Genomic DNA, 15,365 nt, shown 5'->3' with positions numbered 1-15,365 from the left:
CGAGACCCGCGCCTCTGCGGCCATTGTTCGTGAATTCGCGCGTTTACCGCATGCTTATGGCCGGTTCAAGGCAATGGACGCGCCTATGGCTAACGTCAGCGCTCGGATCGCTCTGCCCATCCGGCGAAAATGCGTTCCAGGAACACCACGGCGTAGTACAGCACGATACCGAGAAAGGCGAGGACGATCAGGACGGCGAACATCAGCGGATAGTTCGAATTTGTCTGCCCGGAAAGGAACAGTGCGCCCAGCCCGCGCCCGTGCGGGGATACGATTTCGACCAGGTTGGTTCCGATGAAAGCCAGCGTCACCGCCACCTTCAGCGCACCGAAGAACTCGGGAAGCGTTTTCGGCAAGGCGATCTTGGTAAAGATCGTGAATCGGCTCGCACCGAGTGAGCGCAGGATGTCCCGGTATTCCGGCTCCAGTGTCGAAAGTCCGATGCTCACGGAAACCGCGATCGGAAAGAAGGAGATCATGAAGGCCATGGTAACGGTGTTGAAATTGTGCTGGCCGACAAAAAGCAGCGCCAGCACCGGCACGAGTGTCGCCTTCGGGATAGCGTTGAACCCGACAAGAAGCGGATAGAGGGCGTCGCGCGCGATCCGCGAAAACCCCATGATCATGCCGAATAGCGTACCGACAACGACCGCGATCAACAGTCCGGCGACCGTCCGCCAAAGGGTCTGCCAGGCACCGACCAGGAACAGCTTCCAAAACCGCGCATAGGCATCCGGCAAGTCCGATGGCGAGGCCATCACGTAGTCGGGCCAGCCATTTGCCTGCACGAGCAATTCCCACAGGACGAAAAACGCGACAATTGCGGCCACCGGGACGGCGGTTCGGCGCAGTGATGCGTTCATGCCGCCTGTTCCTTGCTTCCGCGCCCCTGGGCGATGCGTATCTGCTCGCGCAGGGTGTACAGCATCTCCGAGCATTCGGGCTTGTAGAGCCCGTCGATCACGCGCGGCCCGGGAAAATGAACGTCGAGGACATACTGTGTCGTCGCCGGCCTGCCGGAAAGCACGATCACCTGGTCACCGAGGAACACGCTTTCTCGCAGGTCGTGCGTAATCAGCACGCAGGTAAACGGCTCCTTTTCCCGCAAGTCGTGCATGGTCAGCCACAGATCCTCGCGCGTGAAGGCGTCGAGCGCACCGAAAGGCTCGTCCATGATCAGCACATCCGGCTTGTGCACGATTGCCCGGCAAAGCGATGCCCGCTGGCGCATGCCTCCGGACAGTTCCGACGGCCGCTTGTTCTCGAACCCGGCCAGGCCGACCAGCTCGAGGAGTTCGAGCGCTCTCGCTTCCTTCTTGGCGCGCGGCATCGTCGGGGAGACGATCTCCAGCGGAAGCATTACGTTCTGAAGAATGGTGCGCCATTCCAGCAGCACGGGGTTCTGGAATGCCATCCCCACGGTCCTGCGTGGCCCTTTCACCAGTTCGCCGTGCAGCCAGACCTCTCCGATATCCGGCTTCATCAGGCCCGCGATCAGTCGTGTCAGCGTGGACTTGCCGCAACCGGAGGGCCCGACCACGGCGCAGAACTCGCCTTCCGGCACGGAGATGTCGAGGTTGCTCAGAACCGGAAGTCGCCCTTCCGGAGTGCCGTAGGCGTGGGAAACGCCCCGAATGTCGATCAGATTGGCCATACCGGTTCCCGGATGGAGGTTCACCCGCCGGGGCGGGTGAACCGTTCCTGTTACTGCAGCTTGAAGCCCCCGCCGGGCAGGTAGGACGCATCGAAATAGCGCGAACCATCGGGTTCCGACTGGAACTCGTAGACCGATTTCGTCTGTTCGATCGCCTTGGCCATGCGCTGGTCGTCGATTCCGCCAAAACCGTTTTTCATGACGTAGTCGGTAAGCACGTTGGCATCGATAGCCATCTGCAATCGTTCGGTTTCGAGCGCAGCATCCGCGGCCGGATTCCGCTCGACAAGGCTCTCGATCGCGGCCGCGGGATCGGCAATCGCGTCCTTCCAGCCCATCGCCACGGCCTTGACGAAGCCCTTCACCACCTCCGGATTGTTCGCAGCGAAGTCCGTGTTCACGATGATCGCGTTGCCATAGAGCGACACGCCGTAGTCGGCCATGAGCAGCACCGACTGGTCGTCCATCGGCACCCCAAGGCGTTTCAGATTGAGGGTCGAGGAGAACGAGAAGCCCGTCACCGCGGCCACCTTGCCTTCCGCCAGCATCGGTTCACGCGTGGGGAAGCCGACCGGCTCGACCGTGATCTTGTCCGTGTCGAGGCCGTTCTCGGTCGCAAAAATCGGGAACTGCGCCCAGGCGCCGTCAGGCGGAGGTGCGCCCAGCACCTTGCCTTCGAGATCCTTCGGGGTCTCGACCCCGAGCGACTTCCGGCCGACCACGGCGAACGGCGGCTTGTCGTAGACCATCATGATCGCCGTGACGGGAGCGTCGGGGTTCTGGTCGAGGAATCGCATCAGCGAATTGATATCCGCAAAGCCCAGCGGGAAGGCCCCGGTCGCGACCTTGGGAATGGCGTCCAACGATCCCGCGCCCTCGGCTATTTCCACCGCAAGACCTTCCGCCTCGAAGTGTCCCTTGTCGATGGCGACGAAATAGGGGGCCGACGGCCCCTCGAACTTCCAGTCGAGCGCAAACTGGATCGCCGTTTCCGCCGCGCCCTGCGTGACTGCTGCCGCGAGTATTGCGGCCGATACCAAAAGCTTCTTGATCAACTCGATCTCCCTGTGCACCGCCATGATGCTGCAGTGCACATCGAAGCCGATGGCGAAAAATTGATCAAGTGGAAAGATTGTGCATGATTTGCCTGTTTTTTATGCAAACCTCTCCCGTTTCCTCAATCTCCCCCACCATCCTTGTTCGGGGAATTGCTCGCCTTGTCCGCCGCCGGAAGACCTTCGGGTCGCGCATCCGCGTCACCCGCGCGCCTGGCGCGCGCCTGTGCCTTGCGGCGCGCCAGATTGGCGCGCAGTTGCTTGGCGAGTCTCTTCCTTCGATCGTCATCCCGGGATTTTTCAGCCATGGCGCTGATATGCCGCAAATCGCCTCCGCAGCAAAGCCCCGCGCATTGTCGCATTGCCCTGCAAGCAGTTGCGATTTGACGATGATTGAGCCTTGCGCTCTGAATTTGCTTGTGGCAGAAGCCGCTCACGATTTGCCACGATGCTGCTGTAGCTCAGTGGTAGAGCACTCCCTTGGTAAGGGAGAGGCCGCGAGTTCAATCCTCGCCAGCAGCACCATTCCCCTTCAATCCTGGATTTCCTCGGCTCTCGACTAGTGGTCCTCGCCGATCGTTGCTGCTGCCCGCCGGACGGAATCAGCGCCTGAATCGCCTGCTGACAGCGGAAGGACGCCCGGGAAGCGCGAGAGCCGTGTCCTGCTTGTCGCGTCTGGCGACGACCTTGCCCTTCGAGACGACAAGCAGCCGGTCCGGCCTGAGGCGGATCGCCTCGATCGGATCGCCGGCATCGAGGACGACGAGGCTGGCACGCTTGCCCTTTTCCAGCCCGTAATCCTCCATGCCCATGATCTTGGCGGTTTCCGTCGTCACCATGTCGAAGCAGCGACGCATGTCGTCCGGGCTTGTCATCTGTGCCACGTGCAATCCCATGAAGGCGACATCCAGCATGTCCGCCGTGCCCAGCGGATACCAGGGATCGAGCACGCAGTCCTGTCCCCAGGCGACGGTGATGCCGTGTTCCAGCATCTCCGGCACGCGGGTCAGCCCCCGACGCTTCGGATAGGTGTCATGTCGCCCCTGGATGGTGATGTTGATCAGCGGGTTGGGAACCGCCGACACCTCTGCCTCCGCCATCAACGGCAGGAGTTTCGAGACGTAGTAGTTGTCCATCGAGTGCATCGAGGTCAGGTGCGAGCCGTTCACGCGCCCCTGCAGGCCGAGGCGCTGCGTCTCGTAGGCGAGCTGTTCGATATGGCGCGACATCGGGTCGTCGGTTTCGTCGCAGTGCATGTCGACCCGCAACCCGCGTTCTGCCGCGATTTCGCACAATTCGGTCACCGATCGCCGCCCGTCCTCCATCGTCCGTTCGAAATGCGGAATGCCACCGACAATGTCGACCCCCATGTCCAGTGCCTGGATGGTGAATTCCCGGGCCCTTGGCGCGCGGTAGAAACCGTCCTGCGGGAATGCGACGATCTGCAGGTCGAGATAGGGCCTGACGATATCGCGCACCGCGAGCACCCCCCGCACCCCGGTCATCGCATGTTCGTCCGAGGTGTCGACATGACTGCGGATGGCGAGCAGCCCCATCGAAACCGCCCAGTCGCAATAGGCGAGCGCCCGCTCGATCACCGCCTCCTCGGTCAGGAGCGGTTTCAGCTCGCCCCACAGCGCGATGCCTTCCAGCAACGTGCCCGAGGAATTGATGCGCGGCAGGCCGTAGGACAGCGTCGCGTCCATGTGGAAATGCGGATCGATGAAGGGCGGCGAAACGAGATTGCCCGATATGTCGATCGCCTCGCCTGCTGCTGCCGGAATTCCGGGCTCGATCGCGACAATGGTGTCGCCGGCAATTGCGATGTCGGCGATGGTTCCGTCAGGCAGGACGCCGCCCTTCAGGAGCAGGTCGATATTCATCGTTCACCTTTCTGGTAAGGCACCATGAGGGCCTTCGGATAAGTCGCCCGCCGTGCCACGACGATCAGCGCCAGGATCGACAGCACGTAGGGCAGCATCAGGAATATCTGGTAGGGGATCACGCCACCTGCAACCTGCTGCAACCGCACCTGGTAGGCATCGAACGCCGCGAACAGGATCGCACCGATCAGCGCCTTGCCCGGGCGCCACGAGCCAAACACGACAAGGGCGATGCAGACCCATCCCCGCCCGTTGATCATCTCGAAGAAAAAGGAATTGAAGGCACTCATTGTCAGGAATGCACCACCGACGGCCATCAGTGCCGAGCCGGCGGCGACTGCGCCCATGCGCATCCCCGTCACGCTGATCCCCTGCGCCTCGACCGCCGCAGGGTTTTCACCGACTGCGCGTATCGCGATACCTACGGGCGTCCGGTAGAGGACCCAGGCGACAACGGCGACAACGACATACGCCAGGTAGGTGAGCGGCGTCTGGTTGAACAACGCCGGCCCGAGCAGGGGTATGTCCGAAAGTCCGGGGACGGCATAAGGCTGGAACGGCTCGATCTTCGGCGGCGACGTCACTTCGGGCAGTGCGATCCGGTATACGAAGTAAGTCAGGCTCGTGGCCAGCAACGTGATGCCGATGCCGGTGACATGCTGGGAGAGACCGAGCGGCACGGTCATGAATCCGTGCAGCAGGCCGAACACCATGCCTGCCAACGCGGCTACGGCAACACCGGTCCACAGATCGCCGCCGAGATAAACGGTGAGCCAGCCGGCGAAGGCGCCGGCGGTCATGATCCCCTCGATCCCGAGATTGAGCACGCCCGCCCGCTCACAGATCAGTTCGCCCATCGTGGCGAAGATCAGCGGAGACGCGATGCGTATGGCTGCAACCCAGAAACTTGTGGTCAGCAGGATATCAAAGGCTTCCACGGCTACCTCCACCTGATCCGGTAGCGTGTCAGCATGATCGCCGTGACCATGGTCAGGAGCGCGGTCGCGACCATTACCTGCGCGATATAGCTCGGCACGCCTGCGGACCGGCTCATTGCATCGGCACCGACGAATATGCCGGCCACGAAGATCGCGGACGCAATAACGCCAAGCGGGTTGAGCATCGCCAGCATCGCCACGACGATGCCCGTGTATCCGAAGCCGGGCGAGAGATCGAGCGTCAGGTTGCCCTTCAGGCCTGCGACCTCGGAAAAACCGGCAAGTGCAGCCAGCCCTCCCGAGAGAAGAGCCGTCTTCATGAGCACACGATTGACCGGAATACCGGCAAAGCGCGCCGCTTCCGCATTGTTGCCGACGGCGCGCATCTCGTAGCCGAGCGTCGATTTTTTCATGATCACCCACACGACTACGGCGCTGGCAACGGCGATGACGAAACCGAGATGCAGCCGCTTGCCCTGAATCAATCGAGGCAATTGGGCATCTGCAATAACTCGTTTCGACTGGGGCCAGCCGAGGCCCATCGGATCCTTCAGCGCGCCCTCCAACAGCATCGATACGAAAAGTATGACGATGAAATTGAGCAGCAGCGTCGTCACCACCTCGTCGACACCGAAACGCACTTTCAGCACCGCCGGTCCGAGCAGCAACAAGGCGCCGGCCAGCATGGCACAGATCATGATGAGCGGAATCAGGGCCGGTGACGGCATCGCGACCGCACCCGTACCCAGTACGACCGTCACAACCGCGCCAATATAGAGCTGCGCCTCGGCCCCGATGTTCCAGAGCTTTGCCCGGAAGGCAACCGCGACCGCAAGGCCGGTGAAGATCAGGGGGGTGGCCCGCGTCAGGGTTTCCAGAAGCGCGAATTGCGACCCGGCCGCTCCTTTGACGACGAGCCAGAACACGCTGAAAGGCGATGCGCCCGCGACCACCACCAGGAACGATGCGATGACAATCGTGGCGACTATGGCACCGACCGGATAGAGCAGCGCCACTGCAAGACCGGGCGCCGGTTTTGGCTCAAGCCGCATTGCCCCCCCCGTCGCTGAACCCGTGTCCTGCCATGAGTTCTCCGATTTCGCGGACCGACAGCTCGCCGCGTTTCGACGGGGGCGACAAACGCCCCTTGGAGATCACCACAATCCGGTCGGCAAGCGCCAATACCTCATCCAGGTCTTCCGAGATCAGCAGGATCGCGGCACCTCGATCACGCGCCGCAATGAGCCTCGAATGCACATACGCCACAGCACCGACATCGAGACCGCGCGTCGGCTGGTTGGCGAGGATGACCTGCGGCTCTCCGTCGAGCGCGCGTCCGAGAATCAGCTTCTGCATGTTGCCGCCCGACAGGAGCCGCACCCGTGCGTTCGGTGAAGGGCATTTCACGTCGTAGGCGCGGATGATCGTCTCCGCGAATGTTTCAGCCGCCTTCCAGTCCAGAAATCCCATCCGGCTGAAACGCGGCGACCGATAGGATTCGGAGATCACGTTCTCGGTCACGCTCATGTCTCCAATCATGCCGGTGGCATGCCGGTCCTCCGGAATGCGGCCGATCCCGTGTGCCAGCGCGGCACGCGCGGACCAATCGCCGATCACTTTCCCGCGAATGCGAATTTCGCCCCTTTCCGGTTTCATTGTGCCTGCAATCAACGCGGCGAGGGCCGCCTGCCCGTTGCCGGAAACGCCGGCAAGCCCGGTGATCTCGCCCTCGCGCAAGCTCAGGTCAATCCCGTCGAGCGGAGCGCCGCCGGCACGCCCGGACGTCGAAATGCCGACAAGTTCGATCACGGTGCTTCCCGGGGTGTGCTCGGTCACTTCCGGTTCCTTGATTGCCTCCCCGACCATCAGCGAGGCCAACTCACCGCGGTTCGTGTCCGCCGTGCGGCGTTCACCCGAGATCCTGCCCGAACGCAGAACCAGCACCCGATCGCTGACAACCATAACCTCGTGCAGCTTGTGCGAGATGAAAATGATCGAAAGCCCGTTCGCGACCAGCTTCCTGAGCGTCGCGAACAATGCTTCCGTCTCGATCGGCGTCAGCACCGCCGTCGGCTCGTCGAGAATGAGAATCCGCGCATCACGGTAAAGCGCCTTGAGTATCTCCACGCGCTGTCGCTCGCCCACGGACAGGTCGGCGACCAATGCGTTCACCCGCACCTCGAGGCCGAAATCACGGGACAACTTGTCGACGCGCGCCAGCGCCTTGCCCCTGTCGAAGCGCGGCGAAAAGAGACTCTGCGTGCCGAGCGCGATGTTCTCCAGAACGGTCATCTGGTCGGCCAGGGTGAAATGCTGATGGACCATGCCGATGCCGGCGGCAAGCGCCGCATACGGCTCGCCGGCCGGCAACACCTTGCCGAAAGCCTCGACCGTCCCCTCGTCGGCCACGTAGTGGCCGAACAGGATGTTCATCAGCGTCGTCTTGCCGGCTCCGTTCTCGCCGAGAAGGGCGATCACCTCGCCCCGCTTAAGTTCGAACGAAACGGAATCGTTTGCCGTCAGCGGGCCGAAGCGCTTCGTGATATTGGAAAGGCGGAGAACGGTCTCCGCCTCTCCGCCCCCCGCCCCCGCCATCAGCTCGATTTCGGCTCTTCGTCGTTGATCTCGACAGTGAAGCTGCCGGCCTTGATCGCGGCTTCCTTCTCGGCAACCAGGTCAAGCGCTTCCTGCGGGACCTTGCCTTCAAAAGTGCCGAGTGGTGCCAGGGAGCATCCGCCTTCCTTCATGTAGGAATACAAGCCGTAATTCTCGGCTTTGAACTCACCGGCCTTCACCTTCGCGACGGCGGCATCGAGTGTCGGCTCGAAATGCCACAGTGCCGATGCAACGACCGTTTCGGGATAATCCGCCTGCGTATCGATAACATTGCCGATGGCCAGAACGCCCCTCTCCTTGGCCGCATCCGAGACACCGAAGCGCTCCGCATACATGATGTCCGCCCCTGCATCGATCTGCGCGAAGGCGGTTTCCTTTGCCTTGGGCGGGTCGAACCAGGAACCGATGAAGGCGACCTGGAACGTCGTGTCGGGCGCCGTCTCGCGCACGCCGGCCATGAAGGCATGCATCAGCCGGTTCACCTCGGGAATCGGAAACCCGCCGACCATGCCGATGTTCTTGGACTTGGTCATTGCCCCCGCGATGATGCCGGAGAGATAGGACGCATCCTGGATGTAGTTGTCGAAAACCGCGAAATTCGGCGTGTCGTCCTGCGGCATGAAGCTTGACCCCATCAGGTAAGCCTTGTCCGGGTAATCGCGGGCGACCTGGCGCGCCGCATCCTCGACCGCGAAGACCTCGCCGATGATCAGGTCATGGCCTGCTTCCGAGTATTCGCGCATGACGCGCTCGTAGTCTGAATTGGAGGTGTTTTCCGAAAAAACATATTCGATCTCGCCCCGCTCAACGGCGGCATTGGCCGCCTTGTGAATCCGGCTGACCCATTGTTGTTCGACCGGGACGGTATAGATCGCGGCGACCTTGAGCATTTCCTGCGCGCTCGCGCGACCGATCAGCCCCGGCATGGCGAGAAACGATGCACCTGCAGCGCCTGCCTTCAGCAGACTGCGACGGGTTGTGGTGAAGGAATTGTTGGACATTGAGCGCTCTCCTGTCTGGGTGGAATTTCATGAACCCGCCGCTTTTTTGATCAGATGGTAAATCGAGTTCAAAAAAACGGCAAGTGGCAACAAAATCTTACAGGCGCGAAATGACCAGGCCCGCTCCGACGAGGACTATGGCTACCACACGCTGCCAGCTGATCGCGTTCACGGGAATCCCGAATGCACCGGTGCCATCGATCACCGCGGCCGCAATCATTTGGCCAAGGATCAACGCAGCGGTCATTGTCACCACCCCGAGACGCGACACGCCCGACACCACGGCCCACACGTAGAACGCGCCGAGCAGCCCCCCGGCGAACATCCACGGCGGCGCCGTCCGCAATGTGCCGATAGCTGGCAATGTGCCACGAAAGGCAGCCAGGAGAGTAAGGACGATGAAACCGATGCCGAACGAAATCATCGTCGCCGACACGTTGTCACCGATGGCGCGCGACAGTGCGGCATTCACCGGAGCTTGCATGCCGAGAGCGATGCCCCCGGCAAAGACAATGAAAAGGGCAAACCAGAAAGACGTCATGACAATCCCCGAACGCATGTCCGTGTGGAATTCCGTCCACGCTGCCATCAGCAGCTCTACCGCAACGGACATGCAACAATGTACCGATCGTCGCCCAAGAAAGTTCGGCACGCAAGTTGCGCCTTGTCAGCGCATGGAGGATTCGAAAAGAGAGCAGCAATCGCGTAATCGTTGCGATGCCTTCAATACCGGCCGTGCCGGCACACTGCTTTGTGCAGATCGCTGCGCAGGCTGGATGGCTTTCACGACCGTCGATTATCCACCGATTTCGCGACCGGTATGGTGCACGTTACGAAATCACAGAACCGGATAGAAAAATCATACAAAATATAATAAAAACAAACACTTGGTAAAATACCACGCAAGACCAACCCTCGCGGGCAGAACCGCTTCCCGTCAGCGAGTCCCCTCTAAGGGTTCGACTTCGCCGTTGACGATTTGGCGGAAGAGGGGGGCGGCCTGAGGCGCGGCAGCAAAGCACGGTTTGCGCGCAAAAACGCCGTCGTCACCGAGAAAGTCGTCCGCCGTTCCGCCGGCCTCCGACACGATCAGCAGGCCGGCGACGCAATCCCAGGCATTGAGCTGCGGCTCGTAGAACCCGAGATAGTGCCCGGCCGCCACATGGGCGAGCGACAGGGCTGCCGAGCCGTTGCGCATGTAACCGCCGCCGGCCGCCAGCACTCCTGTGACAACCGCCCCGATATGGGCGCTCGCCTCCGGCCGGCTGGCACCGATCGCGAACAATCCGCCGGTAAAGGGCGTCGCGGTATCGACCGCGATCGGCGCGTCGTCGCAGAAGGCCCCCTCCCCGCAGCGGGCCCGGTATAGCCTGCCGGTGCATGGTTCCAGGACGAGCCCGGCGACCGGTTCGCCGTCCCGCAGGATGGCGATCACGACGCTCCAGGTCTGCAGTCCGTGCAGGAAGCTCCCGGTTCCGTCGATCGGATCGACCAGCCACTGGAACCCGGAACTGCCGCTCACGTTTCCGTGCTCCTCGCCGACGATGCCATCCTCGCCGAAGCGATCGAGGATCGCCTCTCGGATAAGGCTCTCAACGGCCCTGTCCGCAATGGACACGATGTCCTGTCCGCCCGACTTTTCCTCGACGGCAAGCGAGCGATAGCGCTCGAAATAGTCCAGCGCCATGCGTCCGGCATCGCGGATGATCGACATCGCGGCATCGATTCGTTGGGCGCATGCGCGCCCGTCCTCGGCATTGTGCATCGTGTTGAGCCTGTCAGGTTGGATTGAAGGGCGGGCGCGCCGTCGATCCGCGCTCCACCAGTTGAACGTCGATTGTTGTATTTGCAACCTCCGTCTCGGGCGTTTCGATCCGCGAGACGAGGGCGGCGGCGGCCGCCTCCGCGAGCGACATCGTGTCCTGACGGATCGTGGTCAGGTCATAAGCGAGCCAGGCCGCCTCCGCGATGTCGTCGCATCCGATAACGCACAGATCTTCTGGCACACGAAGTGAACACCGGCTGCGCAGCCCGTCGAGAAACCCGAGGGCGAGATAGTCGTTGGCGCAGAACACACCGTCCGCGTCCCCGCCCGCCGCCAGAAAGGCCCCGGCGGCCTCGATGCCGCCGGCATAGTTCTGCACCGCACCCTGGTAGTCGCCCGCGGTCTGCAGCCCGAGGGCACCACAGGCGCGCAGAAATGCCGCCTTGCGTTCGCTGATGGTGTGCGAAGGTCGCCGCTGGCTGGCAATGCCCACGCGCCGGCACCCCGCCTTCCGGAGCGCCTCGGCGGCAAGCCGCCCCACCTTCTCGGAATCGAGCGTCACGTTGGCCACGCCATCCATGGCCTCCTTGTTCACCAGCACCAGCGGAACGCCATGCATGGCGCATTCCTCCGAGATTTTCGCCGGCGGGGTATCGGAGGTGACGATCGCTCCCGACACGTTGTAGTCCAGCATCATGTCGACCAGCGGAACGACATCCATGCCGGGATCGGTCGGCAACATGAACGGCCGATAGTCGAGCGCAACCAACCTGCGCGCCAGATGGTCGACCAGTTCGGCGCGAAACGGGTTGTCCATGTCGGAGACGACGAGGCCCACGAGATTCGTGCGCTTCTGCGTAAGGCCCCGCGCCAGCATGTTGACCCGATAGCCGAGTTCATTCGCCGCCGCCATGACGCGTTCTCGCGTTTCCGGCGCGACACTCGCGCCGGCTGTAAAGGTCCGCGACACGGCCGAGCGCGAAACGCCTGCCAGTCGTGCGACATCTATCGATGTGACCTGCCTTGCCGGTTTGTGCCGGTCTTCCACTGCGAATCCTGCCCTCAAGTCTGTCCGGACACATGATTGCCGGCACGGCATGCACGTAGCAACAGGTCGGCCCGGTCGAGATTGATCATCGGTGGACGAAGCGACACGATTTCCTCGAAAACGGCCGGATCGTCGCCAAAATACTGCAGCATTGGAACCATGCCCGCTTCAATGCAGGCGGGGGCGAAATTGCGGTAATCCTCAAAAAGTATTTCGGCGATCTCGGGTGCCAGATGCGCCCGCATCGGCTCCACGCCGGAATAGTCGCACAGCGACGACTTTATCCGCGCCTTGTTCGAGACGGCCCGCATGCCCTCCTGCAACGCCGCGTTTCCCGACCAGAAGAAGCATTCACCTAGAAATCCCGCGTCCTCGATGAAACGGACGAGCCGTTCGGCATCGACAGACTTGTTCTCGACATAGAGCTTCCGACCATGCGACCGCGCGACATCGATTGCCTCGGAAAGCAGCGGAATGCGTTCGCCGGAGAAATGTGGGGAGAACCAGGAACCCGCATCGAGCGAACGCAGTTCCGCGGCGGTCATCTCGTCGACGCGGCCCGTGCCGTTCGTCGTCCGGTCGACCGTCGGATCGTGAATTACGACCAGTTCGCCATCGGCGCTTTCGCGCACGTCGATCTCGACATAATGCGCGCCCTGCTGGAAAGCGAGCTGCGCAGCCGCCAGCGTGTTCTCGGGCGCGAAACGGTTGGCGCCGCGATGACAGACCACGGAAATTCCCAGCGCCTCGGCGGCATCGAGCCGTGCCATCATCTCCGGATTGTTGGTGCAGATTCCGTTCACCGGCAATTTCTCGATCTCGTCGAGAACCGCACGCCTCTCCTCGTGCCACAACACGACCCCCAGACCGCGCTCCTTCGCACGGGACAGCAATTCCGGCGTCACAAGGTCCTGCGGCCGGCCATCGCCACCATCTTCCCAGCAAAGATGGATGATATCGGCCCGCGACAGTTCCGCCCAACCGAACGGATCGACGCCGAGTGGCACGAGGATCGCCAGCGGGTAACGGCGTTCCCCCTCCGAGAGATCGCGAATTTCCTCGACGATGAAACTGCTGATCACCGCACGTGTGAATCCGGCATCCGCCAGGCGGCGCTCTGTCACCCTTCCGGCCCCGCGTACCTTGACTTCGACATAGAGCCCCTGGTCGAACCGCTTCGCCAGCTCGATCGTCTCGTCGAGTGTCGGCAAGTCCGGCGCGCGCGCGCGGATTTCGGCCAGATCAAGATCGGCGATACGGCCTTCGGCGCCGAAGATGCGCTCCAGCTTGTCGTCGTGACTGACTACAGCCACGCCATCGCGCGTGAGATAGACATCGATCTCCCACATGTCGGCGCCGAGCTCGGCCGCCACGGCGAATGCCCGCGCGGTGTTCTCCGTCGCGTGCGCCGAGGCCCCGCGATGTGCAATGCAAAGCGGCTTTCCGTCGGCCCGCGCGGGCCACGCCAGCTTGTTTTCCATTTTTCGCTATCCCTTGGCACATCATCCACGTCAGAGCGCGACGCCATCCTCATCGAATATCAGTAACTTTTCAGTATCGAGCGGCCATTCGATGGCCTCGCCTAGTCCGGCGCACATGCCCGCGGGCTGTATGGAACGCAGCAATTCGCCCTCCGCGACCACCACGTCGTAGTGTGTTTCACGGCCCTGCAGCTCGACGAACGAAACCTTGCCGGCAAGCCGGAAATCACCTTCGTTGCCGAAGAATTCCGGCCGGATGCCAAGCTGTATCGCCTTGCCCTCCGGAAGGCTCGCGAGCCGATCAGGCAGCGGAATGCCGACCCCGCCCCGCGAACGGAACCGTCCGGCCTCGGTGACCGTGCCCTCCAGAAACGCGATCGGGGGATTGCCCAGGAAGCCCGCAACAAAGGTGTTGCATGGCCGGTGATACATCTCGTCCGGCGTTGCAATTTGCAGGATCTCGCCCTGTCCCATGATAGCGATCCGGTCCGACATCGACATGGCCTCGACCTGATCGTGCGTCACAAGAACCGCCGTTATCCCCGTCTCAAGCTGGATGCGGCGAATCTCGGAGCGCATCTCCAGCCTGAGTTTCGCATCGAGGTTCGCCAGCGGCTCGTCGAGCAGCAGCACGTCAGGCTTGCGAACCAGCGCCCTGGCCAGTGCCACCCTCTGCTGTTGGCCGCCCGACAATTGGGCCGGCTTGCGTTCGAGCAGCGGACCGATATGGGTCAGATCGGCGATCGCCCGAACCTCGCGATCAATGTCCGCGGCCTCAAACTTGCGGACCTTCAACGGAAACGCGATGTTCTCGAATACACTCATATGCGGATAGAGTGCATAGGACTGGAATACCACGCCGACATTGCGCTTCTGACTGGGCAGGTTCGTTACATCCCGCTCACCGAACAGTATCCGTCCGGAGTCGATCCGGTGAATTCCGCAAATGGCGAACAATGTCGTCGATTTTCCGCAGCCGGAGGGTCCGAGCAGCGCAAGCATCTCGCCATCCCGGATCTCCAGGTTCATGTTGTCGACCACGGTGACCTTGTCGAATCGCTTGGTAAAGCCTTCCAGTAAGATACGCATCAGCCTTTGGTGCCTCCGCCAAAAATGTCCATGAGCCGATGCTGGAAGAACGCGAAGATCACGAGGACCGGCAGCGTGTAGAACACACCGACTGTCTTGAACAGGTTGAAGTCGTAGTTCGCCCGGTCCGGGTTGCCGACAAGATCGAGTACGATCGACAGCACCCGGAAGTCGTTGGTCGGCGCAAGGATGCGCGGCAGCACATATTCGCCCCATCCGTCGAGAAACGCGAACAGGCCGAGCGCCACCAGTCCGGGCCGCACCTGCGGAAGGAGCAGCCGCCACCAGACGGTGAGCCGACTGGCCCCGTCCTGCACGCCGGCCATCTCTATTTCCCACGGCACGGTGTCGTAGAATCCCTTCATGATCCAGATGCCGAAGGGAAGCATCAGCGACGCCTTCACCGCGATGACGCCGATCATGGTGTCGTAAAGCCCCGTGAACTGCAGGACCAGGAACACGCCGATGATCAGCGTCACCGACGGAAAGGCGTGCATCACGAGGATGCTCGCCAGGAAGAATCGCCTGAATGGCAGGTTGAGCCGCGACACGGCGTAACCGCCGGTAGCCGAGACCGTCAGCACGATCAAGGTGATGGAGCCGGCGAAGACGAAGGTGTTGAACGTCGCCGCCCATATATTGCCCGCCGCGGTCGAGCTGTCGAACAGGAACCGCCAGTTTTCCAGCGTGACGCCCGAGGGCAGCAGCTCGCCGGGCTCGGTTGTCGTGACCGTGCCCAGCGCCAGGTAGCCATACATGATTACAAGCGGCAGGCTGATGACCAGCAGTATCAGAAGAACAGGCCAGACCGGGAAGTTGCGTGTCATCCCTGCCC

At 62.1% G+C, this 15,365-nt stretch carries 15 protein-coding genes, 1 tRNA gene and 1 pseudogene; 1 reads left to right on the top strand and 16 read right to left on the bottom strand.

Annotation, left to right across the window (positions count from 1 at the left end):
* Positions 1-95 precede the first annotated feature (95 nt).
* The 4 genes from HTY61_RS01250 to HTY61_RS01235 all read right to left on the bottom strand — a co-directional run bounded on the left by HTY61_RS01250 (position 96) and on the right by HTY61_RS01235 (position 3,017).
* The gene (locus HTY61_RS01250) at positions 96-863 is read right to left on the bottom strand and encodes an ABC transporter permease (RefSeq protein ID WP_175275084.1); all 768 of its coding nucleotides are present in this window, start codon (positions 861-863) and stop codon (positions 96-98) included.
* The gene (locus HTY61_RS01245; protein ID WP_175275083.1) at positions 860-1,654 is read right to left on the bottom strand and encodes an ABC transporter ATP-binding protein; all 795 of its coding nucleotides are present in this window, start codon (positions 1,652-1,654) and stop codon (positions 860-862) included. Before HTY61_RS01245 ends, HTY61_RS01250 begins: the two co-directional genes overlap by 4 nt.
* A gap of 50 nt (positions 1,655-1,704) precedes the next feature.
* Positions 1,705-2,709: an ABC transporter substrate-binding protein gene (locus tag HTY61_RS01240; protein WP_246272887.1), complete on the bottom strand. Its 1,005-nt coding sequence runs from the start codon at positions 2,707-2,709 to the stop codon at positions 1,705-1,707.
* Between the two features lie 122 nt (positions 2,710-2,831).
* Positions 2,832-3,017, bottom strand: coding sequence for a hypothetical protein (locus HTY61_RS01235; protein WP_175275081.1), 186 nt, complete (start codon positions 3,015-3,017; stop codon positions 2,832-2,834).
* 142 nt (positions 3,018-3,159) lie between these two features.
* On the opposite strand from HTY61_RS01235, the gene HTY61_RS01230 reads away from it, so the two are divergent.
* Positions 3,160-3,234 (top strand) — tRNA-Thr (locus HTY61_RS01230).
* Between the two features lie 77 nt (positions 3,235-3,311).
* Here the strand turns inward: HTY61_RS01230 and HTY61_RS01225 are convergent.
* The 12 genes and pseudogenes from HTY61_RS01225 to HTY61_RS01175 form a co-directional block, all read right to left on the bottom strand.
* Complete coding sequence (locus HTY61_RS01225) at positions 3,312-4,592, bottom strand: amidohydrolase family protein (RefSeq protein ID WP_175275080.1); 1,281 nt, start codon at positions 4,590-4,592, stop codon at positions 3,312-3,314.
* On the bottom strand, positions 4,589-5,530 hold the full coding sequence (locus HTY61_RS01220) for an ABC transporter permease (protein ID WP_175275079.1): 942 nt from the start codon (positions 5,528-5,530) through the stop codon (positions 4,589-4,591). Before HTY61_RS01220 ends, HTY61_RS01225 begins: the two co-directional genes overlap by 4 nt.
* Before the next feature lie 2 nt (positions 5,531-5,532).
* The gene (locus HTY61_RS01215; protein WP_175275078.1) at positions 5,533-6,582 is read right to left on the bottom strand and encodes an ABC transporter permease; all 1,050 of its coding nucleotides are present in this window, start codon (positions 6,580-6,582) and stop codon (positions 5,533-5,535) included.
* Positions 6,572-8,125, bottom strand: coding sequence for an ABC transporter ATP-binding protein (locus HTY61_RS01210; RefSeq protein WP_175275077.1), 1,554 nt, complete (start codon positions 8,123-8,125; stop codon positions 6,572-6,574). Before HTY61_RS01210 ends, HTY61_RS01215 begins: the two co-directional genes overlap by 11 nt.
* Positions 8,125-9,147, bottom strand: coding sequence for a BMP family protein (locus HTY61_RS01205; protein ID WP_175275076.1), 1,023 nt, complete (start codon positions 9,145-9,147; stop codon positions 8,125-8,127). The genes HTY61_RS01210 and HTY61_RS01205 overlap by 1 nt, the downstream gene beginning before the upstream one ends.
* Before the next feature lie 97 nt (positions 9,148-9,244).
* Positions 9,245-9,760, bottom strand: a complete 516-nt coding sequence (locus HTY61_RS01200; protein WP_246272886.1) for a DMT family transporter — start codon at positions 9,758-9,760, stop codon at positions 9,245-9,247.
* A 324-nt stretch (positions 9,761-10,084) separates the two neighbouring features.
* Entirely contained in the window at positions 10,085-10,912 is an 828-nt protein-coding gene (locus tag HTY61_RS01195) for an inositol monophosphatase family protein (RefSeq protein WP_175275075.1), read from the bottom strand.
* 13 nt (positions 10,913-10,925) lie between these two features.
* Positions 10,926-11,825 (bottom strand): substrate-binding domain-containing protein, encoded by a 900-nt coding sequence (locus HTY61_RS01190; protein WP_246272885.1) that lies wholly within the window; start codon positions 11,823-11,825, stop codon positions 10,926-10,928.
* Between the two features lie 24 nt (positions 11,826-11,849).
* Positions 11,850-12,011, bottom strand: a pseudogene (locus HTY61_RS19650) (hypothetical protein); the annotation flags it as partial.
* Complete coding sequence (locus HTY61_RS01185) at positions 11,975-13,441, bottom strand: glycerophosphodiester phosphodiesterase family protein (protein WP_175275073.1); 1,467 nt, start codon at positions 13,439-13,441, stop codon at positions 11,975-11,977. The gene HTY61_RS01185 and the pseudogene HTY61_RS19650, both read right to left, overlap by 37 nt.
* 30 nt (positions 13,442-13,471) lie before the next feature.
* Positions 13,472-14,530: an ABC transporter ATP-binding protein gene (locus tag HTY61_RS01180; RefSeq protein ID WP_175275072.1), complete on the bottom strand. Its 1,059-nt coding sequence runs from the start codon at positions 14,528-14,530 to the stop codon at positions 13,472-13,474.
* On the bottom strand, positions 14,530-15,357 hold the full coding sequence (locus HTY61_RS01175) for a carbohydrate ABC transporter permease (protein ID WP_175275071.1): 828 nt from the start codon (positions 15,355-15,357) through the stop codon (positions 14,530-14,532). Before HTY61_RS01175 ends, HTY61_RS01180 begins: the two co-directional genes overlap by 1 nt.
* Positions 15,358-15,365: the final 8 nt, after the last annotated feature.

This window comes from Oricola thermophila, assembly GCF_013358405.1.
Taxonomy (GTDB): Bacteria; Pseudomonadota; Alphaproteobacteria; order Rhizobiales; family Rhizobiaceae; genus Oricola; species Oricola thermophila.
Note: the sequence above shows the minus strand (reverse complement) of the source record. Positions and strands in the feature narration are given on the sequence as shown.

What these genes read in the sequence shown, in the direction of transcription:
- HTY61_RS01205 (WP_175275076.1), bottom strand. Translation starts at nt 9,147, where the DNA reads ATGTCCAACAATTCCTTCACCACAACCCGTCGCAGTCTGCTGAAGGCA.
- HTY61_RS01200 (WP_246272886.1), bottom strand. Translation starts at nt 9,760, where the DNA reads ATGTCCGTTGCGGTAGAGCTGCTGATGGCAGCGTGGACGGAATTCCAC.
- HTY61_RS01235 (WP_175275081.1), bottom strand. Translation starts at nt 3,017, where the DNA reads ATGGCTGAAAAATCCCGGGATGACGATCGAAGGAAGAGACTCGCCAAG.
- HTY61_RS01245 (WP_175275083.1), bottom strand. Translation starts at nt 1,654, where the DNA reads ATGGCCAATCTGATCGACATTCGGGGCGTTTCCCACGCCTACGGCACT.
- HTY61_RS01225 (WP_175275080.1), bottom strand. Translation starts at nt 4,592, where the DNA reads ATGAATATCGACCTGCTCCTGAAGGGCGGCGTCCTGCCTGACGGAACC.
- HTY61_RS01250 (WP_175275084.1), bottom strand. Translation starts at nt 863, where the DNA reads ATGAACGCATCACTGCGCCGAACCGCCGTCCCGGTGGCCGCAATTGTC.
- HTY61_RS01195 (WP_175275075.1), bottom strand. Translation starts at nt 10,912, where the DNA reads ATGCACAATGCCGAGGACGGGCGCGCATGCGCCCAACGAATCGATGCC.
- HTY61_RS01175 (WP_175275071.1), bottom strand. Translation starts at nt 15,357, where the DNA reads ATGACACGCAACTTCCCGGTCTGGCCTGTTCTTCTGATACTGCTGGTC.
- HTY61_RS01185 (WP_175275073.1), bottom strand. Translation starts at nt 13,441, where the DNA reads ATGGAAAACAAGCTGGCGTGGCCCGCGCGGGCCGACGGAAAGCCGCTT.
- HTY61_RS01180 (WP_175275072.1), bottom strand. Translation starts at nt 14,530, where the DNA reads ATGCGTATCTTACTGGAAGGCTTTACCAAGCGATTCGACAAGGTCACC.
- HTY61_RS01215 (WP_175275078.1), bottom strand. Translation starts at nt 6,582, where the DNA reads ATGCGGCTTGAGCCAAAACCGGCGCCCGGTCTTGCAGTGGCGCTGCTC.
- HTY61_RS01190 (WP_246272885.1), bottom strand. Translation starts at nt 11,825, where the DNA reads ATGGCGGCGGCGAATGAACTCGGCTATCGGGTCAACATGCTGGCGCGG.
- HTY61_RS01210 (WP_175275077.1), bottom strand. Translation starts at nt 8,125, where the DNA reads ATGGCGGGGGCGGGGGGCGGAGAGGCGGAGACCGTTCTCCGCCTTTCC.